Annotated in this window: 14 protein-coding genes; 2 read left to right on the forward strand and 12 right to left on the reverse strand. The window is 70.7% G+C overall.

Annotated elements, in window-relative coordinates:
- The 12 genes from VFO68_RS27815 to VFO68_RS27870 all read right to left on the reverse strand — a co-directional run.
- Positions 1 to 672, reverse strand: a 672-nt coding sequence (locus VFO68_RS27815; RefSeq protein WP_325161361.1) for a methyltransferase, incomplete at its 3' end; no start/stop codon positions are given.
- Positions 669 to 1,457, reverse strand: a complete 789-nt coding sequence (locus tag VFO68_RS27820) for a DUF3050 domain-containing protein (protein WP_325161362.1) — start codon at positions 1,455 to 1,457, stop codon at positions 669 to 671. The genes VFO68_RS27820 and VFO68_RS27815, both read right to left, overlap by 4 nt.
- A 41-nt stretch (positions 1,458 to 1,498) precedes the next feature.
- The gene (locus tag VFO68_RS27825; protein WP_325161363.1) at positions 1,499 to 2,407 is read right to left on the reverse strand and encodes a phytanoyl-CoA dioxygenase family protein; all 909 of its coding nucleotides are present in this window, start codon (positions 2,405 to 2,407) and stop codon (positions 1,499 to 1,501) included.
- Between the two features lie 13 nt (positions 2,408 to 2,420).
- Positions 2,421 to 3,482, reverse strand: a complete 1,062-nt coding sequence (hppD, locus tag VFO68_RS27830; protein ID WP_325161364.1) for a 4-hydroxyphenylpyruvate dioxygenase — start codon at positions 3,480 to 3,482, stop codon at positions 2,421 to 2,423.
- Between the two features lie 19 nt (positions 3,483 to 3,501).
- Entirely contained in the window at positions 3,502 to 4,752 is a 1,251-nt protein-coding gene (locus VFO68_RS27835) for a beta-ketoacyl-[acyl-carrier-protein] synthase family protein (RefSeq protein ID WP_325161365.1), read from the reverse strand.
- Between the two features lie 71 nt (positions 4,753 to 4,823).
- Positions 4,824 to 6,440: a class I adenylate-forming enzyme family protein gene (locus VFO68_RS27840; protein WP_325161366.1), complete on the reverse strand. Its 1,617-nt coding sequence runs from the start codon at positions 6,438 to 6,440 to the stop codon at positions 4,824 to 4,826.
- Positions 6,437 to 6,952, reverse strand: coding sequence for a beta-ketoacyl synthase chain length factor (locus VFO68_RS27845; protein WP_325161367.1), 516 nt, complete (start codon positions 6,950 to 6,952; stop codon positions 6,437 to 6,439). Before VFO68_RS27845 ends, VFO68_RS27840 begins: the two co-directional genes overlap by 4 nt.
- Positions 6,949 to 8,043, reverse strand: coding sequence for a beta-ketoacyl synthase N-terminal-like domain-containing protein (locus VFO68_RS27850; protein WP_325161368.1), 1,095 nt, complete (start codon positions 8,041 to 8,043; stop codon positions 6,949 to 6,951). The genes VFO68_RS27845 and VFO68_RS27850 overlap by 4 nt, the downstream gene beginning before the upstream one ends.
- Before the next feature lie 26 nt (positions 8,044 to 8,069).
- Positions 8,070 to 8,306, reverse strand: coding sequence for a hypothetical protein (locus tag VFO68_RS27855; RefSeq protein WP_325161369.1), 237 nt, complete (start codon positions 8,304 to 8,306; stop codon positions 8,070 to 8,072).
- A complete protein-coding gene (locus VFO68_RS27860; protein WP_325161370.1) occupies positions 8,303 to 8,569 on the reverse strand; it encodes an acyl carrier protein in 267 nt (88 codons plus the stop codon). The genes VFO68_RS27855 and VFO68_RS27860 overlap by 4 nt, the downstream gene beginning before the upstream one ends.
- 16 nt (positions 8,570 to 8,585) lie before the next feature.
- On the reverse strand, positions 8,586 to 10,001 hold the full coding sequence (locus VFO68_RS27865; RefSeq protein WP_325161371.1) for a class I adenylate-forming enzyme family protein: 1,416 nt from the start codon (positions 9,999 to 10,001) through the stop codon (positions 8,586 to 8,588).
- Between the two features lie 216 nt (positions 10,002 to 10,217).
- Positions 10,218 to 11,519 (reverse strand): PLP-dependent aminotransferase family protein, encoded by a 1,302-nt coding sequence (locus tag VFO68_RS27870; RefSeq protein ID WP_325161372.1) that lies wholly within the window; start codon positions 11,517 to 11,519, stop codon positions 10,218 to 10,220.
- A 368-nt stretch (positions 11,520 to 11,887) separates the two neighbouring features.
- Between VFO68_RS27870 and VFO68_RS27875 the strand changes: the two genes are divergently transcribed.
- Positions 11,888 to 13,180, forward strand: coding sequence for a M14 family metallocarboxypeptidase (locus tag VFO68_RS27875; protein WP_325161373.1), 1,293 nt, complete (start codon positions 11,888 to 11,890; stop codon positions 13,178 to 13,180).
- Between the two features lie 192 nt (positions 13,181 to 13,372).
- The coding region (locus tag VFO68_RS27880; protein WP_325161374.1) for a helix-turn-helix domain-containing protein at positions 13,373 to 14,074 on the forward strand (702 nt) is incomplete at its 3' end.

Below are 14,074 nucleotides of genomic sequence, written 5' to 3' on the forward strand. Positions count from 1 at the left end.
ACTTCCTTCGACCAGGTCCACCCGGTCCGCGACACCCGACTCGGCGAGTCGGGTCCGTGCCGCGCGGACCGATCCGGCTAGCTCCAACAAAACGCCCCGCATCGCGGGGTGGACCGCGAGCACCTCGGCGAGCAGCCCGCCGTCGCCGCCGCCGACGTCGACCAGCGTGCCGAGGCCGGTCAGGTCACACCCGGCCAGCGCCGCCGGCACCCGCTCGCTGCCCATGGCGGCGCTGAACACCCCGGCGGTTTCCGGGTTCCCGGTCAGGTACTCGTAGAACGGGTGCCCGTACACCTTGTCGAAGGCCGGTTCTCCGGTCCGGACCGTGTGCATGATCTCGGCGAAGGCCCGGTGCACCTCCTCGCCGTGCATGATCGCGGTCTGGCGCAGCGACCCCGGCACATCCGACCGCAGCGGCTCGGTGACCGGGGTCAGCGCGTAGCTGTCCGGCGGGGTCCGCCGCAGCAGGCCGACCGCCGCCATCCCGCGCAGCAACCGCTTGAGCACCAACGGGTTCGCGCCGCATTCGGCCGCCAGCTCAGCCGCCGGGCGAGGCCCGCCAGCGAGCAGGTCCGGCACGCCCAGCCGGGCCAGCGCGTAGCAGCACTGCGCCACCACGCCGCCCGACAGGAAGCCGAGCAGCCGGCGCCGCGCGAACCCGTCGGTGCTCATCCCGCCTTGATCGCTTCCAGGATGCTGTCCCACAACCGGGTTCGGGCGGTCAGCGCGGTGTTCACCGTCCGCGCGCAGGCCTGCCACCTCTCCTCGTCGTCGCCGCACAGGTCGGCGAGCATCTGCATGGCCATCGGGGTGTGCTGCTCGCCGTCGACCTCGATGTGCCGCTCCAGGTAGTCCACGAAGGTGCCGAGCCGGTTGCTGCGCTCGTTGACGGCGACCACCTGGGTGAACATGTCCGGGATCAGGTCCTCGCGGCCGAAGGCGAACGCGGCGGCCTGGCAGTGCACCGGCATCGTCTCGATGATGTTCCAGGTGGTGCCGGCGAAATCGACGGACGGCTTGGGCACCCCGGCCTGGTCCAGTGCCTCGCGCACCCCGACGCCCGCGCGCAGCAGGTCGACCAGCTTGTCGACGGCCGCGGTGCTCGCGCCCGCCTCCCGCATGCCGTTGACGTACAGCTCGAAATGACTGATGAACCCGGACCCGAGCTCGTCGCTCTCCTCGACCATCACGATGTCGTTGATCAGCCGGCGGCTTCCGGTGGGGCCGGTCGGGATCCACGGCACCGTCACACAGGTCAGCTGGCGCTGCAACGACTTCAGCAGCGACATGAAGTCCCACACCGCGAACACGTGGTGTTCCATGAACGTGACGATCGCGTCGTGGTTGTCGAGGGCGGCGTAGAGCGGATGGGTCACGACCAGGTCGCGGGCTTCGGTCACGGCTCGCTCGAGCCGCTCGATCCCCGGGTGGGTTTGCCCCCAGTCATATCGAGACATATTCGGGTTTCTCCTTGTCTGTGGTCGGTCAGGGCGATCGGTCAGGAACGCCAGAGGGTCGGGCAGAAGTCGGGGTCGGCGTAGTCCGGCCGGCCGTCCGGCGTGCGCCGGACCAGCACGTCGTGGTTGTAGAGCGCGAGGCTGCCGTCCGAGAGCGGGAACTCGCGGTAGGTGTTGTCGCCGTCCTGCAGGTGCAGTGAGACCGCCCGGCGGGGCCGGTCGCTTCGGTTGGCGCCGCTGCCGTGATAGGTCAGGCAGTGGTGGAAGCTCATGTGCCCCTTGGGAATGGTCATCGGGATCTTGTTGATCTCGGCGCCGTTGTGCGCGGCGTTGGCGGCCAGCATGTCCTCGAGCTCGTCGCGGTCGCGCTGCGCGAAGTGCAGGTTGGTGCTGTCGTCGAAGCCGATCTCGGTCCAGGTGTTGCTGCCGTCCACCATGGTGATCGTGCCCATCTCCTCGTCACAGTCGTGGAAGGGGATGAACGCGGTCAGCATCCGGTTCGAGGACGACGATGCCCAGTAGTGCTTGTCGAAATGCCACGGCACGATGTTCGACGGCTCGCCGGCGACCGGCGGCTTGTAGATCAGGGTGGACTGGAACACCCGGATCTCACTGGCCTGCGCCAGCCGGGCGGCCACCGCGCCGATCACCGGTTTGAGCAGCGCGGCGGCGATCGCGTCGCTCTCGTAGTGCACGTAGTCGTTGTGCCGCTGCACGTTGCCGTGCTCCGGCTCCCAGTAGGCCAGCCGCGGCGGGCGCACCGGCAACCGCCGGTCCCGCTCTCCGGCGTAGTACCGCTCGGTCGCCGACACCAGCCGGTCGACCTCCTCGTCGGAGAACAGCTTCTTGGACAGGTACCAGCCGTGCTGGGCGAAGAACGCGACGTCGGCGTCCGACGGCAGCAACGCCCGCTCCCGTTCGGACAGGATGAACTCGTTGGTGACGGTCATGTTCGCCGCTCCCCTATTCCCCGGCCAGCTCACGCTGCTTGGCCGCGTACAGTGCCTTGATGTTTCCGCTGCCGAAGGTGAGCGCGCCGCGCCGCTCGATGATCTCCAGGAACAGCGTGCGGCGGATGTGCATGGACTCGGTGAAGACCTGCAGCAGCTGACCCCAGTGGTCCCGGTCGACCAGCACGCCCAGCCGGCGCAGTTCGTCCAGCGGCGCGTCGAGATGGCCGACCCGTTCCTCGAGCGTGTCGTAGTAGGTGGACGGGGTGCCGAGGAACCGCACCCCATGGTCGGACAGGGTGCTGACGGCGGTGACGATGTCGTCGCTGCCGAACGCGACGTGCTGCACCCCGGCGCCGGCATGCCAGGTCAGGAAGTCGTCGATCTGCCCGGGCCGGCGGGTCGGGTCCGGCTCGATCAGGGTGAACGTCACGTGCTGGGACGGGCTCTGCACCACCTTGGAGTCCATGCCCTGCCCACCGACCTCGATGTACTCCTCGAAGATCTGGGTGAAGCCGAAGATGTCCTCGTAGTAGCGGGCGGTGGGCGTCAGAGCGCCGGCGGGCACGCAGATCGCGATGTGGTCGATGGTGCGCAGCAGCTTGCTGTCCCGCGGGTCGTCGCCGGAGACGTCGATCACGCCGGGCAGGAACTCCCGCCGCGGCCCGTGCCGCTCCACCAGCCGGTGCGCCACGTCGGAGAACCCGGAGACCTCGGCGACCACGACCTCCACGTCGTCCCGCGCGTGCCGGGCCGGCGGGGACAGCGGCCGCGCGCCCCGCTCGACCAGTTCGCGGTAGGCCCGCTCGGTGTCGTCGACGCCGATGGCCACGATCGCCACGCCGTCGCCGTGCCGGCGGACGTACTCGGTGGCCGGATGGTCGGCGACCAGCCCCGAGGTCAGCACGATCTGGATCTCGCCCTGCCGCAGCAGCAGGGAGCGCTGGCCGGCCAGCCCGGTCTCCGGCCCACCCTGCCCGCAGACCGTGAATCCGAACGCCGTGCACAGGTAGAACGCGGTCTGGCGCGCGTCCCCGACGTACAGCTCGATGTGATCAATTCCAGAGATGTTCACCGTCGACTCTTTTCCTTACCTAGCGCGAAAGCAGGGTCCTGGCGTGGTCCGCGGGTCCGAACAGCAGGCTGACGTTCTGCCCACCGAACCCGAACGAGTTGGACAGCGACCGGCCGATGGCGCCGGTCAGCGGGGTTTTCTGGATGTGCTGCACGGCACAGGCCGGGTCCGGGTCGTCCAGGTTGTAGGTGGGTGGCGCGATTCCGTTGGCCACGGCCAGCGCGCTGGCCACCGCCTCCACCACGCCCGAGGTGCCCAGCATGTGTCCGGTCAGCGCCTTGGTGGAGCTGACCGGCGGGCCGTCGGTGCCGAACACGGTCCGGATCGCCGCCGCCTCCGCGATGTCGCCGAGTTTCGTGCCGGTGCCGTGGGCGTTGATGTAGTCCACATCGGACGGTTGAACGCCGGCATCGGCGAGGGCCCGGCGCATGCACTCCGCCGCGCCCGAGCCGTCCGGCCGGGGTGTGGTGGGATGGTGCGCGTCGGTCGTGGCGCCCCAGCCGATCAGGTCGGCATAGCCCGCCGCGCCGCGCGCCCGCGCGTGCCCGGTTCGTTCGAGCACCAGCAGCCCGGCGCCCTCGGCGAGCACGAAACCGTTGCGCCGCCGGTCGAACGGCCGGCTCGCCGCGTCCGGCGACTCCCAGCCGCGAGCCAGCGCCCGGGCGTTGCCGAAGGTGTCGGCGAAGGTCGGGAACAGCGGCGCCTCGCTGGCCCCGCACAGCACCACGTCCGCGACGTTCTCCCGGATCAGCCGCAGACCGTCGGCGATCGCCTGTGCCCCGGAGGCGCAGGCCGTGCCCACCGACGAGCTGTAGCCCCGGATGCCGAACCGGATGGCGATCCGCGCGGCCGGCATGTTCGGCAGGATTCCGGTCAGCAGGTAGGGGCTCACCGCCGGCCGGCCCCGCTCCCCCCGGGCGAGCACCTGCCCCTCCATGGTCGCCATCCCGCCGACCCCGCCGACGATCACCGCGATCCGGCCCGGGTCGACGTCCCGGCCGACCTCGATGCCGGCGTCCTCCATCGCGTCCGCCGCGGTCAGCAGTGCGAGCACGACGATCCGGTCCAGGGTGTTGGCGTCCGGGCCGGAGACGACGGTGCGCGGGTCGATGTCCGGCATGAACCCGCCCACCTCGAGCGAGCCCTCCGCCGGATGACCACACGGCGGCCGGGACAACCCCGACCGGCCCGTGCACAGCGCCTCGAACACCTCGGCCGCGCCCCGTCCGACCGGCGTGCGCAGCCCGATTCCCGTGATGGCCGCGCTCACATCGCCTCCTCGCAGGCTCGGAGCCGCCGTGACCGGACGCCCTGCGACATTTGATTCGCTCGCAAGCTCGCTCATCGGGTCGCCCCGGCCAGATGTTGCCGGCGCAGCAGGACCTTGCGGACCTTTCCGGTGACGGTCAGGGGTATCTGGTCGGTGGCCACGACGCGCACCCGGCGCAGGGTCGAGCCGGCCGGCTCGCCGAGCGCGGTGCGGACCCGGTCGGTGCGATCGGCCGCCGGATCCGCGTCGGGGTCGAGCTCGAGCAGGACCTCGGTGCTGACCGTGCCGTCCTCCGACGTGACGACCACCGTGCAGTCGATCACCTCGGGCATGGCGGCCAGCACCCGTTCCTCCGACAGCGCGGTGAAGATCCGCTGCCCGGCGCCGAGCTCGGCGGCGTCGGTGGCCCGGTCCATGTGGTAGAACCAGCCCTCCTCGTCCCGGTAGACCAGGTCGCCGTAGAGGCTCCAGCCGTTGCGGCGGAACCGGTAGGTGGTGACCGAGTCGTTCCAGTAGGTCGGCGACAGGCTCGGCGCCCGCAGGCCGAGATAGCCGACCTGGCCCGGCGGCAGTTCGGCGCCGTCCTCGTCCAGCACCACGGCGTCGACGAACTCGTACGGCCGGCCGATGCAGCGGCCGTAGCGCTCGGTCTCCGGGGTGTGCGCGATGTGGAACATGGAATGGCCCATCTCGCTGGAGCCCAGGCCGTCGATGAACACCGAGCCGGGGATCCGGACCACGCCCTGCCGGGTCACGGTCTCCCGGGACCCCACCGCGACCAGCCGGCGGATGTGCGGCTCGTGCGCGCAGTCACCGGTGTTGAACCACAGCCGCACCGAGTCGAGGTCGTGCTTGGACAGGTCGTACCTGGCCAGTTCGGCCCAGGTCACCGCGAAGCCGAACACCGCGGCCGGCCGCCACCGCTCGATCGCGTCGAGCACGTAGGCACCGTCCTGTTTGGACACGGAGAGGAACTCCGCCCGGTTGCCGAGCGCCTGGTTGGCCATGATCACCGTTGCGGTGTGCGGGATCGGCAGCGCGTTGAGGATCCGGTTGGTGCCCTGGGCCTGCGGCATCGACAGCAGATGCCGGGTGGCCGCGTAGATCGTGCTGTGCGTGTGCAGGACCGCTTTGGGCACACCGGTGGTGCCCGAGCTGTGCGTGATCACGACCGGGTCGTCGCGATGATGCCGGTAGTGCGGCGGGGCCGTAGCCGGGTCGCCGCCGCCGAGGTCGGCAGGCGCACCGAGGAGAGGCGCCCCGGTGTCGTGCCCGGCGAGCAGTTCGGCGTGCGGGGCGTCAGCGAGGACACCCACCGGGCGCAGCCGCCGGATGTACTCGGCCGCGACCTCCGGCGCCATCTTTCCGTTCATCAGGGCCGCGATCGCGCCGATCCGGCTGAGCGCGAGGAAGCTGAGCAGGATGTCCGCGGCGTCCGTCGTCCACACCGCGACCGGGTCCCGCGGCCGGACTCCCCGCCGGTGCAACCAGTCCGTGCGGGCGTCGATCCGCTCGTCGAGCCTGCCGAGGCTGATCATCCGCTCGGCCGGGTGGCCGTCCACCTCGGTGTCGAACAGCAGCCCGGGGCCGTCCGGGTCGGCGCCGTTGGCGAGCAGCGTGGCCACCACGTTGCCGGCCCCGAGGTTCTCGTCGGCCAGCAATGCCGCGCGCATGCTCCTGGCTCTCACTGCCTGCTACCTCCACTTACCAGGACCGCGGCTGCCGCGGCTGACTCACCTTCCGCACCGAACTGTTCGACCAGCACGACCAGCGCCAGTTCGGCTTCGCCGGTCTCGATCAGCAGGGCCGCCTCGGCGAGCCCGTCCGCCATCGGATCCCCCGTGGTCGGGCACAGGCACACGACCGGCCCACCCAGGCCCCAACGCGCGGCGACGTGCCCGGCGATGCTGTTGGGCACCGACTGGTAGAAGAACAGCGGACCGATCCGGCCGCCCGAGTCCACCGTGCGCGCGACATGGTTGGCCGAGGCGATGTCCCCGCTCGCGCTGACCAGCACCACGGCCGTGGCCCCGCCGGCGGCGGGCGGCTGCCGGTAGTGCCGGCGCAGGCAGCGGTCGGCGGCCGCGAACACCATCGGGCTGAACGAGGACAGCACGTAGCCGGGAACCTGCGGCACCTCCCGGTCGGCCGGTTCCGGCCAGCGCGCCTGCGCCAGCACGGTCAACTCCTGGCTCGTCATACGGCACGCACCACCAGTGCGGTGTTCGCGCCGCCGAACGCGGCGTTGACCGACAGCGCGTGGTCCGAGCCCACCGAGCGCGGCGCGGAGTGGACCACGTTGAGCCGCAGGGCCTGGTCCAACGCGAGAAAGCCGGCGTTGACCGGAAGCTTGCCGGCGCGCACGGCGAGCACCGTGACGATCAGCTCGATCAGCCCGGAGGCCTCCAGCGCGTGCCCGTGGGTCGCCTTGGTCGAGCTGATCGGCACCAACGAAGCGACCGGTCCGAGCGCCCGGTGCAGGGCGGCCGCCTCGGCGGCGTCGCTGACCGGCGTTCCGGTGCCGTGCGCGTTGATGTAGCCGAGGGCACCGCCCGGCACCCCGGCCCGGTCCAGCGCCGCCGTGATCGCCCGGGCCATCCCGAGCCCGTCCGGATGTGGTTGCACGGCATGGAAAGCGTCCCCGGCCCGGCCCCACCCGACGAGCTGGGCCAGCTCGGTCCGGGCCCGCCGGTGCAGCGCCGCGACCGACTCCAGCAGCACCGCGGCCACCGCGTCGCCGAGCAGCAGCCCGGTCCGGGCGATGCTGAACGGGCGGACCGCGCCGTCGGTGGCCAGCGCCCGGCCGGCGTCGAACAACGCGAACTGGTCCGGCTCGACCAGGTAGCCGGCGGCCACCATGACCCGCTCCGCCTTGCCGGTGCTGATCAGCGCGGCGGCGTCGGCGACCGCGGTGCTGGCCGACACGCAGGCGCTGGTGTAGACCCTGGTCACCGGCCCCAGCCCGACCCGGGCCGCGAGCGACCGGGCCAGGTCCGCCGCGGTCGGCCAGCCGTCCACGGACACCCTTGGCGCGTCGGGAAAAGCGTGCACCGCCAGGAGCAGCGGGCAGGCCGCCCGTTCGGTGCGGGACAGGCCGCCGTCCGCACAGGCGGTGGCCGTCGCGTCGGCCAGTTCGTCGGCCAGCGACCCGGCGTCGGGCAGGGTCGCCGCCACCCGCACCCGCTGCCGGGAGACGTCGAAGCGGGTCACCGGACCGAATGCCGCCGTCCCCGCCAGCGTCGCGGCCAGCTGCGCGTCCGGTCCCCGCCCCAGCGCGGTGGCCGCAGCCACACCGGCTAACCCGACCTCGTCCATCGTCAGACCGCCGCGATCACTTCACGAAGTACGTCCAGGGCGCCCGAGACGGTTCCCATCCGGCCGAACTGGCCGTCGTCGAGCTCGATCCGCACGCCGTAGCGCTGCTCGACCTGATGCACCAGCCAGGCCAGTTCCATGGAGTCGATCCGCTCGGGGACATCCCCGGCCGGTCGCGTGCGCAGGCTCGCGAGGATCGCCACGACGTCCTCCCGCCCGAGCGTCGCTCCGTTGGTCACTGGCTGGCACCGTCCAGCTGGGACACCCGGTCGGCCACGGTGGTGGTGAACTCGCCGACGGTCATCAGCGCCAGCTGCTCGGACTCCTCGTCCTCGAACTTCACGCCGAACCGGTCCTCGACCCGCACGGCGAGGTCGGCCAGCGCCAGCGACTCCAGGTCGACCCCGGAGGGTCCGAGCGTGGTGTCGTCGCCGACGCCCTCGACGTCGTAGTTCATGTCGGCCAGCGACGCGATCACGAAGTCGCGGATTTCGCCTCTCATCGAATCAACTTCCTCTCTACCCAACGTCTTTTCCGGAAACGGCCTGGCGCAGCACGGCCCGGTCGCGGACGAGCTTGCCGGTCGTGGTGCGCGGCATCGTGTCGAGCACGTGCAGCCGGCGCGGCCGTTTGAAGGGGGCGAGCCGCTCGGTGATCGCGGCGTCGACGGTGTCGCCGGTGGCCGGCGGGGCGAGCTGGACGAAGGCGGTGATCACCTCGTCGTGGAGCACCACCGCGGCGACCACGCCGGGCAGCGCGCCGAGGGTCGCCTCGACCTCGGTCAGGTCCACCTTGAGGCCGCCCACAGAGATCTGCGAGTCCAGCCGGCCCTGCACGGTGACCAGACCGGTGTCCGGATCGACGGTGCCGGCGTCCTTGGTGTGCAGCCAGCCGTCGGCCCACCGGGTGGGGTCGGACAGGCCGACGTAGGGCGACTGCGGCCGGCTGACCAGCAACTGCCCGTCCCGTTCGATCACGTCGAGCCCGGGCGCCGGCCGCAGCGCCGGCCGGTGCTCGCCGAACAGGTCGGTGGCGATCACGCCGACCTCGGTCATTCCCCACATGTTTCCCAGCGGCACCCGGTACTTCTCGGTGAACGCCGCGGCCGTCGCGGCCGGCACCAGCTCACCGCCGGTGGTCATCCGCTTGAGCTGCGGCAGCCGGGGCGGATCCGCCGTCGAGGCCAGCAGACCGATGTGGAACGGGACGCCCAGCACGGTGGCCGGGGTCGGCTGGGCGGCCACCGCGTCCAGGATGCTGTCGCCGGTGAGCCGCTCCGGGGGCTGCACCAGCGCGCCCGCGTGCAGCCCGTAGAGCAGCCCGCCGACCAGACCGAGGACGTGCACCATCGAGGCCAGCACGATGATCCGTTCGCCGCGCAGCGGGACGCCGTCGATGCGGGTGTACCGGTCGATCTCGGCGACCAGGTCCGCGGCCGTGCGCCCGATCACCTTGGACGGGCCGGTCGAGCCGGAGCTGAGCTGGATGACGGCGTGCGGGGTGTCGGCCGGCGCCCCGGGGTAGGGCTCGGCGGCGGCGGACACATCGGCGAACGCGCGCAACGCGCTTCCTCGCGTCGCGGTCGGCGAGACCACCACCTGCGGCGCCAACCGGCGCAGCGCCGCGTCCACCTCGAACTGGGTCAGCCGGTGGTCGAGCAGGATCACCTGGGCGCCGGTTCGCCACCCGGCGAGTAGGGCGGCCACGTAGGCCGGCGACGGCGGCAGCCGCAATGCCAGCCGCCCGCCGGGCCGCAACCCGGCGTCCGAGGTTAGCGTTTGCCATTCCACAACCATTTGGCGCAGCCGGGCTCGGTCGATCGGTCCATCCGACCAGAGGCAAGCCTCATTGTTTGCGCCGTCAAGCAGAATCTCGTCGACCCATTCCGCACTCGAAACGAGCGCAGTAGGGGTCGCCGACAGACCTTTCGTCATCAGCTCTCCGCGAGGCGACGCGCATACCAAAGTAGACGCGCCAAGTTCAAGTTCGGGTCTTTGTCGCGAGTTTTCGACTGTCGCCGCCACAGCCGAGGATCGGAGCGTACGTCAGGACCTCGCAAAGCACCATATGTGGATGCGTTACCGGTCGATTACCCATCGCGATTGGATGTCACCGACCATTCCGAGCACGCCCAGGATGGTGAATCCGGCTTAGACCAATTGGTCGTTGATCAAATCCGCCAATCGATCGAGACCGGTGTCGATTCGTTCGCCCCGCTCTACGCTGCAGGACAGCCGCAGCGCCGGCACCGGCGCGGTCTGCTCGTAGAAATGGCTCATCGGAGTCCACAACACTCCGTAGTCGCGGGCGGAGCGCTCCAGCAGCGCGTCGTCCACCGGAAATGGCACGGTCAGCACGACGAAGAACCCGCCGGCCGGGACCGTCCAGGTGACCCGCGCGGAACCGTTGGCAGGGTGGGGAAACCGATCGGCGAGGCCATCGAGCAGCCGGGTCAGGTTCCCGGTGTAGATCTCCCGCTCACGGATGTTCGCCTTGGCAAGACTGCAGTTGTGCTCGAGCAGCCGGCCGCCGACGACCGCCTGGGCTATCGCCGAGGTGTTCACGGTGAGCATGCTCTTGATCTTGGAGAGCTGGTCGGCGAACAGTCCGACGCTACCGTCGGTGGCGGCCACCCGTTGGTCGGCGAGCACGTATCCCACCCGGGCGCCGGGCAGCACGGTCTTGGCGAAGGATCCCAGATACACCACCCGCCGCCATTCGTCCATGGCCTTCAGGGTGGGCAAGCGGTCCGCCTCGGTGTGAAACAGGCCGTAGGGATTGTCCTCCAGCAGCAGGATGTCCTCGTCCCGGGCGATGCGCAGCAACTCGCGCCGGGTGGGCACGTCCATGCTCAGGCCGGACGGGTTGGCGAAGTCCGGCATCACGTAACAGGCCCGGGGCCGCCGGCCGGCCGCCCGCTCCCGCCGGATCACGGCGACCAGATCGTCGAGATCGACTCCGGCCGGGCCGGTCGCCACCGGCCGGACCGGCAGGTCCACCAGCCGCGCCGCGCCGGTCAACCCGACGTAGGTCGGGGACACGGCCAGCAGCACGTCCCGCTCGCTGGCTCGCAGCGCGCGCAGCACCAGGAACATGGCCTCCTGGCAACCCACCGTGACCACCACGGATTCTGGATCGATCGCGATTCCCTCATCGAGCTGTAAATTGGAAGCGATCAGTTCGTGAATTATTCCCTTGGTTCGGCCGTACTGAAAAACGGCACGGCGCACCTGTTGCGGGCTGTACCCGAGGTCGTCGGCCAGGTAGGCACAGAACCGCCGTAGGTTCTCGTGCAGAGCGTCGAGGTCGAAGAAGTCCTCGCACGGCCGGCCGGCCGCCAGCGATATCGCGTCCGGGTAGTGGTTGGCAACCTCGTTGAGAAAATTCATGGAGTTGAGCGCCGGGTCGTCGAGCGCACCATGCAGCTCGGCCACACTCAGTTCGACATCCACGCCGACCAACCTTTCCCCGATGATTGCCCCCGCGGACCGCAGCGTACGTCGCGCTACCCGCCACTCGCACCCGCCCAAACGGCGGAAACCGCTTACCTGACCCCCGCCGGCGCCCATTCGGCGGAATGGCGCATAAAGGGCGCCACGGACTCAATGCGCGGCCGCGTAGGCGCCGGGGGGCCGGGCGCCTCGGTGCGGCTGTGGGCGGCACGGCGGCCGGGCCCGGCGTCCTCGCGGGTGAGCAGGCCGGCATCGACCAGACGCTACCGGTTGCCATGAATTCGAAAGCGGCGAACATGACATGCCTACGGGCGGCGGGACCCGACTAGCTTGGGAGGTTGTGCCTACCGGTGAGGAAGGAGTCAACCGTGCTACGAGTACGAACACTGCTCACCTCCGCCGCCGTGGTGGCCGGGCTGGTGGCTGTGCCAGCAGCGCTGGGACCCGCGGGAGCGGCCGCGGAGGCGGTGCCGCGCACGGGGTTCGAGGAGTCGGGCGGAGCCCGCTGGACCACCATCGAGGAGGAGCACGCCTTCCTGGCCGCGGTGGACCGCAGCAGCCGCCGGATGAGCATGACGCAGGTGGGAACCACGCTGCAGGGCCGGCCGCTGCACCTGGTGCGGCTCGGGGACCCGGCGCCGGCCAGGCACAGCATGGTCGCGCTGTTCCTGTGCAGCCAGCACGGGGACGAGCCGGCCGGGCGGGAGGCCTGCCTGATCAGGATCAGGGACTTCGCGTTCAGCGATGACGCGGCGGTGCGACGACTGCTGCGGACCACGACGCTGCTGTTCGTGCCCACCGCGAACCCGGACGGCCGGGTGGCCAACACCCGGGGCAACGCCGAGGGGGTGGACATCAACCGGGACCACATCGCACTGGCCACCCCGGAGGGCCGCGCGATCGCCACGGTGTTCCGCGACTTCCGGCCGGACGTGGTCCACGATCTGCACGAGTTCGGCCCAACCCCACCGTTCTACGACAAGGATCTGCTGTGGCTGTGGCCGCGCAACCTCAACGTCGACCCGCGGGTGCACGACGAGTCCGAGTCCCTGTCCCGGGACTTCGTGCGGGTGGCGGTGGAGAGCGAGGGGCACACCAGCGGCGTGTACGGGATCTGGGTGGACCCGGTGACCGGGGAACCGATCCGGCAGGTCGCCGGAGACGGCCAGGAACGCATCCTGCGCAACACATCCGGGCTCAAGCACGCGCTCGGGCTGCTTGTCGAGTCCAACGTGGACCCCAACCCCGGTGAGGACGCGGTGGCGGCCGCCAACCGCCGGGTGCGCACGCATCTGCTTGGTGTGCAAGGGACTCTGCGCATGGTGACGGAGCGCCGGGCCCAGGTCGAACTGGCCACCACGCTGAGCCGGCTGACCGCCCCGTTCAACCGCGGTCCGATCTACTTCGGGGGCGCCGACAACCAGCCGCCCGATCCGGCCCGGGTCGAGCCGAACCCGCCGTGCGGCTACCGGCTGACCGCCGAGCAGTTCACCCAGGTGCGGGAAACCCTTGCCCTGCACGACGTTCGCAGTGTGCGGACGGTCGACGGCGGCCGGCTGGTGCCGATGTTCCAGCCCGCACGGCCGCTCATCCCGCTGTTGCTGGACCCGCGCGCGGACTTCGAGATCGTCGCCGGCGTGGCCTCGCCGAACTGCCGCTGAGCCCCGGTCCCGGACGCCGCGCCGCGGCGTCCGGGACAGTCCTTTTCGGACCGATTCGGTACCGCCGCATGAGTTCCGCTTGCCGGCATACATGTGTTTTTCACAGTCCCCCGATGCCCGCCTCACTGCCGATCACGTTCGTTGTTTGGGACATTCGTGCTGCTACGGCGGATATCGATGGGATGTGGCGCGATGATCGAGGCGCGGTGGAAGCTGTCGGTCGACGAGGACGGGGTGACGATCGCCGGAGACGGCTTCCGGTTGACCACGGCGCCGCATGATTTCGCCGCGGACGACGTGATGTTCGGACTGTCCGAGTCGGTCGAGCTCGAGTCGATCGTTTCCGGGCTGGAGGCGATGACCCGGCGGCCCTACGGCCAGTACTGCGGCCTGGCCCGGGCGATGGAGGTGCTCGGCGAGCGCTGGTCGGCGTTGATCATCCGCGACCTGCTCGTGTCCCCCCGGGGATTCACCGCTCTGCACAAGGGAATTCCGCGCATCCCCGAGGTGTTGCTCGGCACCCGGTTGCGCGAGTTGGAGCGCGCCGGAATCGTGCAGCACACCACGGCGCCGGACGGCGAGACGACCTACGCGGTCACCGGGTACGGCCGGGAGCTCGAGGACGTCGTGCTGCGGCTGGGCCGGTGGGGCGCGCGGATGCTGGGCGACCCGCGCCCGGAGGACATCGTCACGCCCGACTCGCTGGTGATGGCGCTGCGGGCGACGTTCCGGCCGGAGCACGCCACCGGCGTCACCGCCGGCTTCGAACTGCACGTCGCCGAGACGATCGTGCACGCCCGGATCGTCGACGGCGCCCTGCACGCCGGGGCCGGCCCGTTACCGGACGCGGACCTGGTGATCGAACCCGGCCAGGTGCTGCGTGCCCTGATGACC

This window comes from Actinophytocola sp. (genome assembly GCF_035712165.1).
Classification (GTDB): domain Bacteria; phylum Actinomycetota; class Actinomycetes; order Mycobacteriales; family Pseudonocardiaceae; genus DASYTH01.